The 16,553-nt window shown below is 59.4% G+C and carries 13 protein-coding genes; 5 read left to right on the forward strand and 8 right to left on the reverse strand.

Annotation, left to right across the window (positions count from 1 at the left end):
* Positions 1 to 402, reverse strand: a 402-nt coding sequence (locus HX803_RS23030) for a nuclear transport factor 2 family protein (protein WP_178923804.1), incomplete at its 3' end; no start/stop codon positions are given.
* 54 nt (positions 403 to 456) lie between these two features.
* Complete coding sequence (locus HX803_RS23035; RefSeq protein ID WP_178923806.1) at positions 457 to 1,020, reverse strand: TetR/AcrR family transcriptional regulator; 564 nt, start codon at positions 1,018 to 1,020, stop codon at positions 457 to 459.
* A 125-nt stretch (positions 1,021 to 1,145) separates the two neighbouring features.
* Between HX803_RS23035 and pssA the strand changes: the two genes are divergently transcribed.
* The gene (gene pssA, locus HX803_RS23040) at positions 1,146 to 2,435 is read left to right on the forward strand and encodes a CDP-diacylglycerol--serine O-phosphatidyltransferase (RefSeq protein ID WP_178923808.1); all 1,290 of its coding nucleotides are present in this window, start codon (positions 1,146 to 1,148) and stop codon (positions 2,433 to 2,435) included.
* A 62-nt stretch (positions 2,436 to 2,497) separates the two neighbouring features.
* Here the strand turns inward: pssA and efeO (HX803_RS23045) are convergent, their stop codons facing one another.
* From efeO (HX803_RS23045) to efeU, 4 genes are read right to left on the reverse strand one after another with little or no spacing between them, the layout of a single operon-like run.
* Complete coding sequence (gene efeO, locus HX803_RS23045) at positions 2,498 to 3,316, reverse strand: iron uptake system protein EfeO (RefSeq protein ID WP_176998162.1); 819 nt, start codon at positions 3,314 to 3,316, stop codon at positions 2,498 to 2,500.
* 26 nt (positions 3,317 to 3,342) lie between these two features.
* Complete coding sequence (gene efeB / locus HX803_RS23050) at positions 3,343 to 4,647, reverse strand: iron uptake transporter deferrochelatase/peroxidase subunit (RefSeq protein ID WP_178923810.1); 1,305 nt, start codon at positions 4,645 to 4,647, stop codon at positions 3,343 to 3,345.
* A gap of 14 nt (positions 4,648 to 4,661) precedes the next feature.
* The gene (efeO, locus tag HX803_RS23055; RefSeq protein ID WP_178923812.1) at positions 4,662 to 5,864 is read right to left on the reverse strand and encodes an iron uptake system protein EfeO; all 1,203 of its coding nucleotides are present in this window, start codon (positions 5,862 to 5,864) and stop codon (positions 4,662 to 4,664) included.
* A 10-nt stretch (positions 5,865 to 5,874) separates the two neighbouring features.
* The gene (gene efeU, locus HX803_RS23060; RefSeq protein WP_178923814.1) at positions 5,875 to 6,720 is read right to left on the reverse strand and encodes an iron uptake transporter permease EfeU; all 846 of its coding nucleotides are present in this window, start codon (positions 6,718 to 6,720) and stop codon (positions 5,875 to 5,877) included.
* A 220-nt stretch (positions 6,721 to 6,940) separates the two neighbouring features.
* On the opposite strand from efeU, the gene HX803_RS23065 reads away from it, so the two are divergent.
* The 4 genes from HX803_RS23065 to HX803_RS23075 all read left to right on the forward strand — a co-directional run bounded on the left by HX803_RS23065 (position 6,941) and on the right by HX803_RS23075 (position 11,694).
* Positions 6,941 to 7,957, forward strand: a complete 1,017-nt coding sequence (locus tag HX803_RS23065) for an AraC family transcriptional regulator (RefSeq protein ID WP_178923816.1) — start codon at positions 6,941 to 6,943, stop codon at positions 7,955 to 7,957.
* 95 nt (positions 7,958 to 8,052) lie between these two features.
* A complete protein-coding gene (locus HX803_RS32835; protein ID WP_256732914.1) occupies positions 8,053 to 9,312 on the forward strand; it encodes a hypothetical protein in 1,260 nt (419 codons plus the stop codon).
* A 1,496-nt stretch (positions 9,313 to 10,808) separates the two neighbouring features.
* Positions 10,809 to 11,381, forward strand: a complete 573-nt coding sequence (locus HX803_RS32840; RefSeq protein WP_256732916.1) for a hypothetical protein — start codon at positions 10,809 to 10,811, stop codon at positions 11,379 to 11,381.
* A 64-nt stretch (positions 11,382 to 11,445) separates the two neighbouring features.
* On the forward strand, positions 11,446 to 11,694 hold the full coding sequence (locus tag HX803_RS23075) for a hypothetical protein (protein ID WP_178923821.1): 249 nt from the start codon (positions 11,446 to 11,448) through the stop codon (positions 11,692 to 11,694).
* A 255-nt stretch (positions 11,695 to 11,949) separates the two neighbouring features.
* Here the strand turns inward: HX803_RS23075 and HX803_RS23080 are convergent, their stop codons facing one another.
* Together HX803_RS23080 and HX803_RS23085 are read right to left on the reverse strand one after the other, a co-directional pair.
* On the reverse strand, positions 11,950 to 13,365 hold the full coding sequence (locus tag HX803_RS23080; RefSeq protein ID WP_178923824.1) for an efflux transporter outer membrane subunit: 1,416 nt from the start codon (positions 13,363 to 13,365) through the stop codon (positions 11,950 to 11,952).
* Positions 13,362 to 16,541 carry an efflux RND transporter permease subunit gene (locus tag HX803_RS23085; RefSeq protein WP_178923826.1) on the reverse strand — a complete coding sequence of 1,060 codons (3,180 nt, stop codon included), beginning with the start codon at positions 16,539 to 16,541 and terminating at the stop codon, positions 13,362 to 13,364. The genes HX803_RS23080 and HX803_RS23085 overlap by 4 nt, the downstream gene beginning before the upstream one ends.
* Positions 16,542 to 16,553 lie beyond the last annotated feature (12 nt).

The following is a 16,553-nucleotide window of genomic DNA, read 5'->3' on the forward strand; positions in this document are numbered from 1 at the left end:
CTTGATCGGCAGGTCGTTGATGCAGGCAAAGCGGTTGGCCATCAGGCCGTTCTCATCGAACTCCCAGTTCTCGTTGCCATAGGAGCGGAACCAATTGCCGGAGTCGTCGTGCCATTCGTAGGCATAACGCACGGCGATACGGTTGTCGGTGAACGCCCACAATTCCTTGATCAGCCGATAGTCCAGTTCCTTGGCCCATTTGCGGGTCAGAAAACCTTTGGCTTCTTCGCGGCTGGTGACGAATTCGGCGCGGTTGCGCCAGTGGGTGTCCAGCGTATAGGCCAGGGACACCCGTTGTGGGTCGCGGGAGTTCCAGCCGTCTTCGGCCAGGCGCACTTTTTCGATGGCCGAGGCGTGGGTGAACGGCGGCAGCGGCGGGCGAGTTTCAGCGGTAGAGGACATCGGGCAGCTCCTGAATACAATAACGGATGATCGAAAGTTGCTTGGCGTGCGGTTTCAAAGTCCCAATAACGTTCGCGCCATGCATTGCGCATCATCGGCAGCTGTTGAATCACCCATCACCAGGGCAACGGTAATGGCGCCATCGATCAGGATCAGCAGTTGCGCGGCCTGCCGTTCCGGGTCGGGGGTGCCATGTGCTTGGCACAGTTCGAGTGCGTACTCGAACAGTTTCTGTTTGTGGGCCTTGGCCAACAGGCGCACCGGGTTGTGCGGGTCGCCGGTTTCGCCGCTGGTGTTGATAAAGGCGCAGCCGCGAAAATCCGCCGAGCCGAACCAGGCCTTGAGGGCGCTGAACAGCGCCAACAGGCGATCACCCGTGCCTTCGCTGCGTTCCACCTCGCCACGCAGCCACTGCATCCAGCGCTCGTCGCGGCGCTGCAGGGCGGCAATCACCAACTCGTCTTTATTGGCGAAGTAACGGTAAATACTTTTGCGCGAGACACCGGCGGTTTTCACCAGAAAGTCCATGCCGGTGGCGGCGATGCCATGGCGGTAGATCAACTTTTCGGTGACGTCGAGGATGATGTCGCGGGTTTCGTTGCCTGTCATATCGTTCATGTGGCGTACAGTAGAACGATCATTCTTCTTGGTCAATTAACTTTTTTCCATGCGCTGCTGCGAGACCTGAGCACCCCCATGGTGTAAGCTCGGGGCCTCTTCGGATTCGACCCATTGCGAGCCTTATGCCGTCGTTCTTCAAACGCTCCCTGCTGCCCAAACTGCGCGGTTTCCCACTTTCCAGCGATTCCATCGAGGTGCTGCCTGGCGCCGATGCGTTCCGCCGTTGCCTGTTGGAGAAGATCCCCCAGGCCACCCGGCGCATCTACATTGTGGCGTTGTACTTGCAGCAGGACGAAGCGGGGCAGGAGATCTACGACGCCCTGCACGCGGCCAAGGCGGCAAGACCGGAATTGGACATCGTGGTGGTGGTCNNCGCCTGGTACCAGGCGATGACTGCGTCCCACGTAAGCCAGGTGCCGGTATACGGCGTGCCCGTGCAAACCCGCGAGCTGTTTGGCGTGCTGCACCTCAAGGGTTTCGTGATCGACGACAGCGTGCTGTACAGCGGCGCCAGCCTGAACAATGTGTACCTGCACAAATTCGAAAAATACCGCTTCGACCGTTACCACCTGATCCACAGCCAACCGCTGGCAGACTCCATGCAGCATTTGGTGGAGCACGGCCTGGTGGCCTCCAAGGCGGTCAATCGCCTGGATCTGCCCAACCCGCCCACCACCCGCAGTTTGCGCAACGATATTGGCGACTTGCGCAGCCGCCTCAAGCACGCGGCCTATGACACCACGGCGGGGCAGTTGCCCAATGGCCACCTGTCGGTCAGCCCGTTGCTGGGGGTGGGCAAGAACAACCCACTCAACCGTGTGGTGCTGGAGCTGATTGCCAGCGCCCAACACCAGCTCACCCTCTGCACGCCGTACTTCAACCTACCGTTGCCGGTGACGCGAGAGATCAACCGGGCGTTGGCGCGAGGCGTGAAGATCGACATCATCGTCGGCGACAAGACCGCCAACGATTTCTACATCCCGCCGAGTGAGCCGTTCAAAGTGATCGCGGCGCTGCCGTACCTCTACGAAATCAGCCTGCGCCGCTTCGCCAAACGCCATCAGCCGATGATCGACAGCGGCCAGTTGAACCTGCACCTGTGGCGCGACGGCGACAACACCTACCACCTCAAGGGCATATGGGTTGACCAGCGCTACACCTTGCTCACCGGCAACAACCTCAACCCCCGCGCGTTCCGCCTCGACCTGGAAAACGCCTTGCTCATCGATGACCCGCAGGGTGAGTGGCTGGCACCTCGGCGCATGGAGCTGACGCAGATTTACCAGCACACCACGCGCATCGAAGGGTATCAGCAGCTGCAAACCCTGCTGGACTACCCGGAAGCGGTGGGCAAGTTCCTGCGTCGGGTCAGCCGCGTACGCATTGAGCGCTTGCTGTACCGGATACTCTGATTACCGGGCAAAAAAAGACCCGGGCCCTGTCGATGGGCCCGGGTCTTTTTTTGCGCTGCTGCTTAGTTCAAGCCCAGCTTGCCACGCAAGGTGGACAGGTCTTCTGCCAAGGTGTTGACCGGGCCAACCAGGGCTTTGCGATCGTTTTCCTTGACCTTGTCATAGGTCTCGAAACCACCGTCCTTGGTCTTGTACTTGGCCAGGATCTTGTCCACGGTGGCGAAGTTCTTGTCGACCTTGGCCAGGAAGGCCTTGTCTTGCTTCTCGATCTGGCCACGGAACAGGTCGACGATTTTCTTCGCGCCGTCGATATTGCCCTGGAAGTCATACAGGTCGGTGTGGCTGTAGCGGTCTTCTTCGCCGGAGATCTTGGTGGCGGCGACTTCTTCGAGCAGGGCTGCGGCGCCGCCCACGACTTTCTCAGGCGGGAAGGTCAGGCCGTCGACACGGGTCTTGAGGTCGTTGACGTCGGTGTTGAGCTTGGCGGTCAGCGTTTCCAGGCCTTTGGTGGTGTTCTGCGAGAACAGCACGTATTCGATGCGGTGGAAGCCGGTGAAGTCTTCGGCGGTCACGCCTTTTTCATGGTCGTCAACACGGGAGTCGATCGAGGCGTCGAGGTCGCTGAACAGTTCGGCGATCGGCTCGATGGACTCATAGTGTACGCGGGTCGGTGCGTAGAGTTTCTTGGCGGTGGCCAGGTCACCCTTGTTGATCGCGTCGGTGAAGGCTTTGGTCTGGGTGACCAGCTCGCCGATTTCTTCGGTCACGTAGATCTTGTAGTCCGAAACCGGGCCTACCAGGTCCAGCGGTGCGGTGGCGGCGAAGGCTGCCAGCGGCGAAAGGGACAGCAACAACGACAACGCAATAGTCGACTTCTTCATGGGACAGTTTCCGCTCTGGGTTTATTTTAGGTGTTGGCAGTGGTTTGAGGGTGCGTTGCAGCGAGCAGCGTACGCCCGAGGAAATCCTTGGGCCCCGTGACGCCCGGCAAGGTGAAGAAATACCCGCCGCCCACCGGCTTGAGGTACTCCTCCAGGGGCTCGCCGTTGAGCCGGGTCTGTACGCTGATGAAGCCTTTCTCCAGGTCAGCCTGGTAGCAGATGAACAACAGCCCCATGTCCAGCTGACCGTTTTTATTGACGCCGTTGGAGTAGTTGAACGGCCGGCGCAGGATCAGGTTGGCCTGAGTCTGCGGGGTACGTGGGTTGGCCAGGCGGATGTGGGCATCGAGCTTGGTCAGCTTGCCTTCCGGGTCCTTGCTGTAGTCCGGCACCTGGGTTTCCTTGTCGCCATCCATGGGCGCGCCGGTCGGTTTGACGCGGCCGATGATGCTTTCCTGTTCCTGCAGAGGGGTACGGTCCCAACGCTCGACGAAGTTGCGGATGATGCGCACGGCCTGGTAGCTGCCGTTTGCGGCCCAGGCGGGCTCGTCACTGCCAGGTTGCACCCAGACAATCTGGTCCATGGCCTTGTCGTCGGTGGAGTTCGGGTTGGCCGAACCGTCACGGAAACCGAGGAAGTTACGTGCACTTTGCGCCGGTTCGCCCGGTTTGGCAGGGGCCTGGGGTGGCACGCTGCCTTCCTGTTTCCAGCGCACCAGCAGCAAGTCCGGCAGGTTCTTCACGATGTCGCGCAGGGCGTGAATGTTAGTGTCTGGGGTATTGGAGCTGAACTGCAGGCTCAGGTCGCCGTGGCATTGCGAAGGCTCCAGCGCGTCGTTGGGGAAACCCACCATGCGGCTCAGGCGCTTGGGTTTGACGGCGGTGAGGCCGAAGCGCTCATCGAACAGCGATTCGCCGACCGACACGGTGATGGTCAGGTTGTCCGGCGTGACCACCGGGCCGAGGATGCCCGAATCGGTCGGTGGCAGTTTCGGGTCCACCTGAGGCACGGTGCCGCCGGTCATCAGGAAGCTGATGCGCTCGTTCAGGGTGCGGAACAGACGCTCCAGGTCTTCCCGGTCGCTGGCCAGTACGTCGAACGCAACGACCATGCCGCAAGCCGGGCGCGGGGTGACGATGCCGCTCTGGTGCTTGCCGAAGAAATCATGGTGGTCCTGGGTCTTGTCACTGCGCGGCGCGGTGGTGACTTGCTCGGCGGCAGCGGCCATGGCCGGGCAGGTCAGGGTGCTGCCGGCAATGGCTGCACCGGTGGCGGCCATGCCCAGCAGGACGCGGCGGCGCTGAAGGTCAAACTGTTCTGAATCACTCATCTGTGCGGTCGTCTTCACTGCAGGCCGGAAAGGCCAAGGGCGGGGTCGATTCCATCGAGTGCAACGGCCAGAGCCTTGGCCTTGTCGGCGATCTGCTTGCGCTGATCGGCGGTAACGCTGTCGTACGAGCTGTAACTGTTATTGACTTTGAAACCCGCGAGTTCGCCATCGAACGCGCTGAGAGCGCTGTCGATTTTCGGCAACAGGTCGGCGGCCGATTTGGTCAGCAAAGGACGCATCAACTCGACCACTTTATGGGCGGCCTCAAGATTGGCGGCAAAACCGTTCAGGTCGACATGGCTGTAGCGTTCCTCTTCACCGCTGACGGCGCGTACATCGGCGAGGCTGTTGAGGTTGCGCACCACAATGCTCACCAGTTGCTCGGGTGGCAGGGACTGGGCCAGCAGTTGTTGTTTGAGGCTGGTGACGTCGGCGACCAGGCGCTGCGCAACCGGCGCCAGACCGTCGAGGCTGCGCTGCTGGAACAGGCTGTATTCGAGGCGGTGGAAGCCGCTGAACGCTGGGTCCTGTTCGCGTTTTTCAAAGTAGTCGGCGCGGGCGTTGATAGCGTTGTCCAGCTCCGCCAGGCGCTGGGACGCCGGGGCCAGGCGCTGGTAGGCCTCGCGGGCCGGCACGTACAAGGCTTGCGCCTGGGCCAGGTCACCGGCGTCGATGGCTTGCTGCAGGGCCGTGGCGGCCTTGACCAATGCGCTGCCTTGGCCGCTCAGGTACACGCGGAATTCCGACAACGGGCCAATGAAGGCCACCATCGACGGTTTGGCCTTGGCCTGGGCGTCGGACTCCGCCGTTGGTGTGACGTGCAGCGTGCCCCGTGGGTTGCTCAACAGTCCGCAGGTGATGGCGTAGTCGCCAGGCAACAGGTTGGCGTTGATCACCTGGCTGAGGCCCGGGGCGATGTTTTCCCGTTCTTCGATCACCAGTACGCCGTCGAGGATTTCCCACTCCACCGCCCGGTCGGAGCGGTTGATGATGCGGAAGCTCGCCCGTCCTGCGGGCACGGTCAGCTCATTGGGCTCGCAGGCGTGGCCGTGGATGGTCACGGCAATTTCGTTGTGGTTGGTCTGGCGTTTAGCGGCGGCCAATTGTGAGGCGTAGTAGAACAGGCCACCGGCGGCGATCATCACGACCACCGAGCCGGCCACCGCCCAGCGCAGGGCGCGAGGGGGCGAGGCCGGTTGAGGGGTAGGGTTGGACAAGAGACGGTCCTTACTGGCTGGAAACGGAAGAAGAGTTGGCGACAGGCTTGGCAGGGGCCGAAGGCAGGAAAAACATCACCAGGGCCACCACCAGGTAAATCAGATAAGCACCCAGGGTGCTGACGGTCGGTGCCTCTTGATAGCCGAACATGCCCGCCAGCACCGAGCCCAGCGGGCTGTCCATGGGCAGCGCAGCGCTGAAGTCGAACAGCACGGTTTGCAGGTGGTTCCACACCCCGGCTTCGTGCAGGGCCTGGACCGAATTGGCCAGGATGCCGGCGGCGACCACGAGGATGAACAGGCCGGTCCAGCGGAAGAACGCGCCGAGGTTCAAGCGCATGCTGCCGGAATAGATCAGGAAACCGACCACAATCGCCAGGATCAGGCCGAGCAGGGCGCCAATCGGTGCGCCGGGGCCTTCGCTCTGCTGGAACACGGCCAGCAGGAAGAACACCGTCTCCAGCCCTTCACGGGCCACGGCGAAAAACACCATGGCAATCAGCGCGATGACTTGGTGCTTGGAGCCGGCCAGCGCGTGATCCAGGGATTCGTGCAGGGCATGCTTGATGGAGCGGGCCACCTTGCGCATCCAGAACACCATGGAACTGAGAATGCCCACGGCGACCAGGCCGACGACACCTTCGAACAGCTCCTGTTGTTTCTGCGGGAATTCGGCACTGACCAACTCCAGGCCACCGCCCACCAGCAGGGCCAGTGCGGCGGCCAGGAACACGCCGATCCATACGGCAGGCATCCACTGGCCACGGCCGGTTTGCTGCAGGTAACTGGCGATGATGCCAACGATCAGTGCGGCTTCAATGCCTTCGCGCAGCATGATTAAAAAGGGAACAAGCATTCGGCACCGCGTCGAGACTGGATAGGATGCTAATTTGTAACATAATGATACTCATTACTAAACAAGCAATCTTGACCTTTACTGAACCTTGACTGAACGGCCCGCCAAACGGCCGTCGCGCGGCATTGCGTCACAGGGGGACGGGGTTACACCTACTTTTTTGTAAGTCGAGTCCCTAAGATGGCGGCACTCCACGCAACACAGGGCCCGGAACGCGCCAATGTCCGAAAAAGACACCATCTCCATTCACCTTGTCCGCGAGGCGTTGCTGCAAAGCTGTGCGCCCGGCATGGCCACTACCGAAGCGCTGAACAAGGTGGGTATCGACCCCGCCTGGCTCGACCTTCCCGATGCCCGCGTACCAGCAACGGCATACGCGCGCCTGTGGCGTTTGCTGGCCCGGCGCATGGACGATGAGTTCTTCGGCATGGACCCGCGCAAGCTCAAATCCGGCAGCCTGGAGTTTCTGTGCCGTGCCGCCATGGCTCAACCGACCCTGGCGCAGGGGATCGAGGCCGGCCTGGGGTTTCTGTCGTTGATGCTGGATCACCTGCCGGCGCAGTTGGTGCGTCAGCAGAGCCTGGCTGAGATTGTCTTGCTTGAACCCGAGCCACAGCCCAAGCGTGCGTTTACCTACTTTGCCTATTGGATGATTGTCCACGGCGTGGCGTGCTGGCTGGCAGGACGGCGCATTCCGATCCTGGCCATTGAGCTGCGCAGCCCTCAGCCGGATTTTTGTGATGATTACCAGGTGATGTTTTCTGACAACCTGCGGTTTGATCGGCCACGGACGCGGATGATTTTTTCTGCCGACTGCCTCGACCTGCCGATCAAGCGCAACGCTGAAGAACTCAAACGTTTCCTTGCCCACGCACCCGCCAACATCCTCGTCAAATACCGCGATCCCGAAAGCCTCGCCACCCGCATCAAGCACAACCTGCGTCAGATGCCCCCCGACACCTGGCCTGAAACCGAGGGCTTGGCGGCTACCCATTGCATCTCGGCCTCCACTCTGCGCCGCCGCCTGGCGGAGGAGGGGCAGACTTATCAGGGCCTTAAGGACAGCGTGCGCAAAGAGTTGGCGATTGTGTGGCTGGCGGAACCACAGATCAGCTTTGCCGAGATAGCGGCGCGATTGGGGTTTGCCGATATCAGTTCTTTTTATAAGGCGTTTCGTAAATGGGTTGGCTCCAACCCAGGGCACTATCGAAGCCTGATCTTGAGTGAAGCTGATTGATCGTTGTGTATGACCCCTCGCAGAGACTTTTCCGATAGAGCATTGGTAAATCGTACTTCAGGCTGTGGAGATCTTTCCTCGTGTGAGAACGTCAAATGCCGCTGTCGACATTTACCCCGCTACGCGCCCCCGGCACCTCAATTCCCGGCAATACCCCACAGGCTCCTGTCAGGGCGAAATCCACTCCAGTGCCTCCTGGAGAGGGCAGCAACTTCGGTTTGAGCGACGAAAGCGTGCAGCGTTCCAAACTTAAGACACGCTATCCGGCGCCCACCCAGGAGGAGTTGAACGCGCAGTCGAGCAGTGGGAGAGTGAAGCGTGGCGAGGTCCAGAAGACTCCGGAGGAAACTCTTTACGAATCACAGTTGGTCGCCAAGATCGACGAAGTGCTCGCGCAGGTGAGCAAATGGGTCGATACGATTTATGCGCCGATTCTGAACCCTTCGAGCGTGGTGGATGAGGTCATCAAGCGACGTATTCGTGAATATGAAAAGAAGACCGATGACGAACAGGGAATGACGCCAGATACCAAGTTGACCGTGACTTACATGGAGAAGCAGCCGGCCAACCCGAATCTGCATTTTACGGCTCCCGTTAGAAAGCAAAGGGTCTACACCCTCAAGGAAATCGTCACGGGCACCTATTTGAACGACATCAGATTAATGCGCGACAAGTATGGGCAAGTCTTCGAGGCCGTGGAAGTTGAACAGCAGGCGCTGGTTGATTTCATTCGCAAAGGGAACCCTATACAGAAGCGCCTGGATGACGACTTCGCCGCCTACAAAGCGCGGCCCGGTATCAAGGAAGCATCCGTCGCCTACTATGAAAGCAGAGTGCGTAGCGCGGCCCTGAATTATCTAGAGAGAACACCCGTCACAGACCCTGGTTACAAGTTGATGAGTGCCTTCCTGAACGGCGATCTCAAGGCGTCGCAGGTTAAGTTCCATGGAGCAGTGGTTAATGGCGTATTTGCGGTCACTCAAGGCGAAAAAGCGGTCCTGTGCAGCGTAGATGATGACATTTCCTTTTATATTGGCGAGCGAAATAATCGCTATTGGAAGTTTGGTGCTCGCCAAAGTGAACCTGAACCGACGTATCCAACAGACCCTAAATTCAAGGAATGGATCACCCAGAAATTACCAATTATCGAACAGCTGAAAACGCAGAGAAATACGCAGGCATTCGATTCCTCAAAGACAAAGACTCCACGAATGCGCACATCGGAATTTCGAGGACGGTCGGGCAGATCAATAAGAAGCCTTTTAGCTTCGAAGCTCAAGACAGTACAAAAAAACTCGCCGAGGCGTTATACGAAGGGAATATCGCGCGTGTCGGTTCGGATATTGACTCGTTGATCTATACCAAATGGGAGGATTTCGGGCTTGAAGCTCTGAGTGTGATACAACAAATGTTAAATACCTTCAGCAATTTGTCGATGTTGGGCAGTGCTGGAACGGGGATGTTTATGCTCAAGGCGATCACCTTTGCTGCGCTCGGCGCCGCCAACGCCGGGGTGAATGCCTTGCGGGGGGCGATCACCGACGACCCCACTGTACGAGATGGTGCCAATAGAGCGGCGTTTATCTCAATGCTGACGACTGCCATTCAATCGACGCTGTCGGGCTTTTTTTTCGCTGGTGGCAAGGCGATCGACGCAGGAAAGACCGTGAATAAATTTGCTTCGGCAATTGGCTATCAACGATTTGCCAAGCAGTACATTAACGCCAACATGCCGCGTATCGTTCGTGAGTACTTGGGCAAACGCGTGGGCAGCCAGGTAGTTAAGCCCACTCAGAACTCGAAATTGCCGATTGAGAGCAAGCCTGGCACTTCCCCTGCTCCTGCTCCCGCTCCTGCTCCTGCTCCTGCTCCCGCTCCCGCTCCTGCTCCTGCTCCTGCTCCTGCTCCCGCTCCTGCTCCCGCTCCCGCTCCTGCCCCTGCCCCAACGGCGGGGCCCGGCTTTGGAGGCGTGAATGTCCCTTGGAACAAAATGAACGATGCTCAAAAGATCGAGCACGTGCAATTTAAAGCGACCACCTCAGCCACCGGGTTGCAACTGATTGGGCAAACCAGCAAGCACGCGGTCAGAGCGTCGATCGCCAATAACCTGCTACCGCACGGCTCAGATCTGCAGGTGCCACGTAATTGGAACAGCGGTGCTACCGAGACCAAGTTTGCCATAGCGAAGTTGCAAACCGAGTTAAAGCGTCTGAAGGCAATCGATGAGTTTTTGGGTGGGCTGCGTACTAATACTCCTGCGCTGGAAGTGACTCCGGCGATGGGCCAGCCGATCAATGCGGCAGCTGCATGGGTAGCAGCATCCAGCAGCGTGAAGCTCCCCCAGGAACAGGTACGCAAGCTGATTGAACAGTTTCAACACGCAGATTTGACCGATATGCGTGTGATTGAGGACATTCAACGGTCGTTGTCAGGCACGTCGACCGATTTTCGCGCCACAGGTACCAGCAACCTGCTGGGCACTGATATAGCCCATTCGGCCTTCGAGGCGCGCCTCAAGCCGCTTGATGCTCCTGCTGGGCTGTCGCGCGCGAGTTGGTTGTTTGCGCTGACCAAGAGTTACCAACCGTTCGGAAAAAACAATGACCCATTGGCCAGGGTGCTGTACGCCCTGGCGGACCTTCAAGACTCGAATAACAACGGGTTCAAGGCGATCACAAAAACCACCGAACTGAAATTGTCGCGGCCTGAGCCAGTGCAGGCCCCCATCCCCAGCAACAGGCGCCAAATAAGCACTGCGCCGCCCGTCGTCGATTCCAGGGTGCAGCCATTTCGACAGATTGAAGCCAACCCTAGCAGTGAGTTGCCCGCTGAAATGCAGGGTTTCATGAACATGCTCCGCAATGATCCCAAATTATCCACGGCGTTTACGAATCCTGCAGGGGAGTGCGCCAGATGCGCGGAAACTGTCGCCGATTTCATGAGGCGCAAAGGTTTTACAAACATCAGGTACCGAACCCTGCTTATATGGCCTACGCGTAACCCGAACAGCGTGCAAAATCACTTTTTCCCTATCGGCGATTTCAACGGCAAGACGTACGCCTTTGACCTGACGGCGCCCCAGTTCGCTAATAAAGGCATGCCTTCGTTGTCTGAGCCGATGATCCTGCCGGAACCGGCACTGATGAGAAAGTATCAAACGGCAAATGAAAAAATGCTGATCAAATACAAGGACTTCTCTAACCTGAGGTCGGCGGAAACCGAACTTTCTACCTTGGCTACTCCTGGGCCAAATGAGTTCATTGAAGGTGGATACACGCTCAATCAAGGCTGGAACACTCCTGCGGCCACACCACCTGCCGCTCCTAACGAACGTGGCCCGGGCAGGATCACTTCGAAGGACATCACGCGCTTTTTCAGGAATCGAGCGTCAGCTGCGGATCGGCTGACGAACCCCTCTGGCTGACATCTACAAGCCAGCCTCGGGGCAGGCATATCACTACTGGCGCTCCAGCAGTGATCCGGTGTTCATGTCGTCGGATATCGGGCATGCGGGACTCAAGAAAATGCTGCCGCAACTTGCCCAAAGTGCCCGTTCGGGTAAGTTGCCACTGGCTGACGGTCTGTTTGCGGCCGCGGTCCGCTTCAAGGCATTGACACCCGCAGGAGAAGATGCTCTGAACCCCCAGGTAATAACGTTGAAACAAACCTTGGCATACCGCATCTGTTCAGCAGTCAACAAGATAGCCATGTCGCCTTCCCCCATTAGCAATAAGTGACACTTCGTTGTCGACACGTGTGCGTATTGCTTTAATGGCGCGTGGCGTCTGAAATGTGAGTTGGTTGTGAGGCATTAAAGCCGGGCGGCGAGGTACAACGCGGGACTAGGATATTACCTACGAAGGCCTTCTAATTTGACTTACAGAAGTTGCTTTCAACATTTTAGGAAGTCCTGACAAAAAAAAGCCCCACGACCGAATGGGGCATGGGGCTAAAAATTGGCTGGATGCGACCAACCAAAGGAGCTCTTTACATCACTTGGCGCTGGCCACCACCGTGTCTGGCTGCCAGCCACCACCCAAGGCCTTGTAGATCGCGACGATGCCGCGGTACAGGTCCACTTCGGCCTGGGCCTGGGAGTCTTCGGCGGCCAGGCGTTCGCGCTGGGCGTCGAGCAATACCAGGAAGTCCACGGTGCCTTCGCGATAACGAATCGCGGCGAGGTCAGCGGCGGCGCGGCTGGATTCGCTTTGACGAATCAGTGAGACCAGACGCTGTTGGCGCTTGCCGTAATCACTGAAGGCATTTTCCGACTCTTCCAATGCCAGCAACACTTGCTGCTCATAGGTCGCCAACGCGCCATCGGCCTCGGCATTTGCGCCGCGCAAACGTGCACGCACGCTGCCCAGGTCAAACGCTGCCCAGGTGATGCTTGGGCCCAGGGACCAGGCATTGGCGGCGGCTGAACCGATCTGCGAACCACGCCCTGCGGTAAACCCGAGGAAGCCGCTGAGGCTGACCCGTGGGAACAGGTCGGCCTTGGCCACGCCGATACGCGCGGTGGCGGCGGCCAGTTTGCGTTCGGCGCTGAGGATGTCCGGGCGACGTTGCAGCAGTTGCCCCGGGTCACCGATTGGCAACGCCTTGGCAATCGCCGGCAGGTCTTTGGGGCTCAGGTCCACGGTCAGCTTGTCCGGACGCTGGCCGAGGAGGGTGGCGATGCGGTTACGCTCGCGCACTTGCTCGGCTTGCAGTTGCGGCACGCTGGCCTCGACGGCGGCCAGGCGTGCGTCAGCGCGTTCCACATCCAGCTGATCACCCACACCGGCGTCACGCAGGCTGACGGTGATGGCGCGGGATTCCTGCTGGTTCTTCAGGTTGTCCAGGGCGATGCGTTCGCGCAGTTGAGCGCCGCGCAGTTGCCCGTAAGCGTCCACCAGTTCGGCAATCATGGTGACTTGCAGTTGGTACAGGTCGGCTTCGGCGACCTGTTGGTCAGCGTCGCTGGCCTCCAGGTTGCGGCGGATGCGGCCGAACAAATCCACTTCCCAGGCCATGTCCAGGCCCAGGTCATAACGCTCGCTGTTCACACGTTTGGTGGTCTGGCCCGGGATCTGGCCCTTGCCCACATCGCTGCTGGCGCGCGTGGTGACCACCGGCATGATGTCGGTAGCCACATCGTCACGGATGGCACGTGCCGCTCGCAGGCGGGCAAAGGCCACGCGCAGGTCGCGGTTACCGCTCAACGACTGGGTGACCAGCTGGTTGAGGGTCGGGTCGTCGAACTGCTGCCACCAGATGCCTTCGTACTTGGCGTGGTCGTAGCTCTTGGTGTCGGCGGCGGCCGTGATGTTGGCCGCCTCCAGCTTCTCGGTCTTGTAGTCCGGGCCCACGGCACAGGCACTCAGCGCCAGTACCAACAAGCTCGGCAGGAATACTTTTACGCTCATTGCTGTGTCTCCAGCTTCAAGGCCTTGGCCGCTTTGCGCGCTTCGCCGCGTTCGACATAGCGACGAATCAATACGTAGAACACTGGCGTCAGCAACAGACCGAAGAAGGTCACACCGATCATCCCGGAGAACACCGCCACGCCCATGGCATGACGCATCTCGGCACCGGCACCGCTGGACAACACCAGAGGCACCACACCCATGATGAAGGCGAAGGAGGTCATCAGGATCGGCCGCAGACGCAGACGGCAGGCTTCCAGTACCGCCGCGAGCGGATCAAGGCCTTCCTGCTGTTTATCCTTGGCAAACTCGACGATCAGAATCGCGTTCTTGCACGCCAAGCCCACCAGTACGATCAAGCCGATCTGGGTGAAGATGTTGTTGTCGCCGCCCGAGATGATCACCCCGGTGATGGCCGACAGCAGCGTCATCGGTACGATCAGGATCACCGCCAGTGGCAGGCTCCAGCTTTCGTATTGGGCGGCCAGTACCAGGAACGCCAGCAGTACGCAGAGCGGGAACACGAACAGCGCGGTGTTGCCCGAGAGGATTTGCTGATAGGTCAGGTCGGTCCACTCGTAGGTCATGCCATTCGGCAGTTCTTCTTTGAGCAGCTTTTCAATCGCGGCCTGGGCCTGGCCGGAGCTGTAGCCCGGTGCGGCGTTGCCGTTGATTTCAGCGGTGATAAAGCCGTTGTAGTGCATCACGCGGTCCGGCCCCGAGGTGTCGCTGACCTTGATGAAGGTTGCCAGCGGGATCATCTCGCCTTTGTTGTTGCGTACTTTCAGCTGGCCGATCTGGTCTTCATCCAGGCGGAACTGCTGCTCAGCCTGCACGTTGACCTGATAGGTGCGACCAAAGCGGTTGAAGTCGTTGGCATACAGCGAACCCAGGTAGATCTGCAGGGTGTCGAAGATGTCGCTGATCGCCACGCCGTGGGTCTTGGCCTTTTCGCGGTCGATGGCAGCATCGACCTGGGGCACGTTGACCGTGTAGCTGGTGAACAGGCCGAACAGCTCCGGCGTGGTACGGCTCTTGGTGATGATGTTCTGGGTTTCTTTGTACAGCTCGTCATAACCCAGGTTGCCACGGTCTTCGATCTGCAGGCGGAAACCACCGATCGTACCCAGGCCCTGTACCGGCGGCGGTGGGAAGATCGCCATGTAGGCTTCCTGGATGCTGCTGTATTTGCCGTTCAGTGCACCGGCAATCGCACCGGCCGACATGCTCGGGTCTTTACGCTCGTCGAACGGCTTCAAGGTCACGAACACGATGCCGCTGTTCGGGCTGTTGGTGAAACCGTTGATCGACAGGCCCGGGAACGCTACCGCGCTTTCCACGCCTGGTTGCTTCAGCGCGATGTCGGACATGCGCTTGATCACGTCTTCGGTGCGGTCCAGGCTCGCGGCGTCCGGCAATTGGGCGAAGGCCACCAGGTACTGCTTGTCCTGGGCCGGTACGAAACCGGTGGGCGTGTGGGCAAAGCCCAGCCAGGTCAGGACCATCAGGCCGGCGTACAGGAACAGCGCGATACCACTGCCGCGAATCACTCGGCGAACGGTGCCGACATAACCGTGGCTGGCTTTCTCGAAGAAGCGGTTGAACGGGCGGAACAACCAGCCACCCAGCAACTTGTCGAGGAACCGCGAGAACCCGTCCTTCGGTGCATCGTGACCCTTGAGCAACACGGCCGCGAGGGCAGGGGACAAGGTCAGCGAGTTGAAGGCCGAAATCACCGTCGAGATCGCAATGGTCAAGGCGAACTGTTTATAGAACTGCCCGGTCAAGCCGCTGATGAACGCAGCCGGGATAAACACCGCGCACAGCACCAGGGCCGTGGCAATGATCGGACCAGTCACTTCACTCATGGCTTTTTCAGTGGCCGGGAACGGTTCCAGGCCCAGTTCGATGTTCCGCTCGACGTTCTCCACCACCACGATGGCGTCGTCCACCACGATACCGATCGCCAGTACCAGGCCGAACAGCGACAGGGCGTTGAGCGAGAAGCCGAACAGGTGCATCACCGCAAACGTACCGATCAACGATACCGGCACCGCCACCAACGGAATGATCGAGGCGCGCCAGGTCTGCAGGAACAGGATCACTACCAATACAACGAGGATCAGCGCTTCGAACAGGGTGTGAACCACCGCTTCGATGGAGCCACGCACGAAGATGGTCGGGTCATAGACAATGCTGAAGTCCATGCCTTCCGGGAAGCTCTTTTTCAGCTCCGCCATCTTGTCGCGCACTTCGTTGGAGATCTCGATCGCGTTGGAGCCCGGGCGTTGGAAGATCGGGATCGCCACGGCCGGCTGGTTGTTGAGCAACGAACGCAAGGCGTACTGGCTGGAACCCAGCTCTACCCGTGCGATGTCTTTGAGGCGCGTGATTTCACCATTGTCGCCAGAGCGAATGATGATGTTCTCGAACTCTTCCTCAGTCACCAGACGGCCCTGAGTGTTGATCGACAACTGGAAGCTGGTGGCATTCGGCGCAGGTTGTGCACCCAAGGCACCAGCGGCCACTTGGCGGTTCTGTTCGCGGATCGCGGTCACTACATCGGTGGCGGTCAAGTTGCGCGAAGCCGTCTTGTTCGGGTCCAGCCATACACGCAGGGAGTAGTCGCCCATGCCGAACAGTTGCACGTCACCCACGCCGCCCAAACGGGCCAGCTCGTCTTTGACGTTGAGCAAGGCGTAGTTGGACAGGTAGAGCATGTCGTAACGCTTGTCCGGTGAGGTCAAGTGCACAACCATGGTCAGGTCGGGGGAGGCCTTGTCCACGGTGATACCGATACGCGTCACTTCCTCAGGCAGCTTTGGCTGAGTCCGCGTCACACGGTTCTGTACCTGCACCTGCGCGTTGTCCAGGTCAGTGCCCAGGGCGAAGGTGATGGTCAGGGTCAGCTTGCCATCCGCGGTCGACTGCGACGACATGTACAACATGTTTTCGACGCCGGTGATGGCTTGCTCCAAAGGAGCAGCCACGGTTTCACCGATGACTTTGGGGTTGGCGCCCGGGAAGTTGGCACGGACCACCACGGTCGGCGGCACCACTTCCGGGTATTCGCTGATCGGCAGCTTGAACAGCGAGATCGCACCGGCGATCAGGATCAACAGCGAGAGCACCGCTGCGAAGATCGGCCGCGAAATGAAGAACTTGGAAAAATTCATCTTGAGTTGTAT

Source organism: Pseudomonas sp. P7548 (assembly GCF_013386585.1).
Lineage (GTDB): Bacteria > Pseudomonadota > Gammaproteobacteria > Pseudomonadales > Pseudomonadaceae > Aquipseudomonas.

What these genes read in the sequence shown, in the direction of transcription:
- HX803_RS23080 (WP_178923824.1), bottom strand. Translation starts at nt 13,365, where the DNA reads ATGAGCGTAAAAGTATTCCTGCCGAGCTTGTTGGTACTGGCGCTGAGT.
- efeB (WP_178923810.1), bottom strand. Translation starts at nt 4,647, where the DNA reads ATGAGTGATTCAGAACAGTTTGACCTTCAGCGCCGCCGCGTCCTGCTG.
- HX803_RS32840 (WP_256732916.1), top strand. Translation starts at nt 10,809, where the DNA reads ATGCTCCGCAATGATCCCAAATTATCCACGGCGTTTACGAATCCTGCA.
- HX803_RS32835 (WP_256732914.1), top strand. Translation starts at nt 8,053, where the DNA reads ATGCCGCTGTCGACATTTACCCCGCTACGCGCCCCCGGCACCTCAATT.
- efeU (WP_178923814.1), bottom strand. Translation starts at nt 6,720, where the DNA reads ATGCTTGTTCCCTTTTTAATCATGCTGCGCGAAGGCATTGAAGCCGCA.
- HX803_RS23075 (WP_178923821.1), top strand. Translation starts at nt 11,446, where the DNA reads ATGTCGTCGGATATCGGGCATGCGGGACTCAAGAAAATGCTGCCGCAA.
- HX803_RS23035 (WP_178923806.1), bottom strand. Translation starts at nt 1,020, where the DNA reads ATGAACGATATGACAGGCAACGAAACCCGCGACATCATCCTCGACGTC.
- HX803_RS23065 (WP_178923816.1), top strand. Translation starts at nt 6,941, where the DNA reads ATGTCCGAAAAAGACACCATCTCCATTCACCTTGTCCGCGAGGCGTTG.
- efeO (WP_176998162.1), bottom strand. Translation starts at nt 3,316, where the DNA reads ATGAAGAAGTCGACTATTGCGTTGTCGTTGTTGCTGTCCCTTTCGCCG.
- HX803_RS23085 (WP_178923826.1), bottom strand. Translation starts at nt 16,541, where the DNA reads ATGAATTTTTCCAAGTTCTTCATTTCGCGGCCGATCTTCGCAGCGGTG.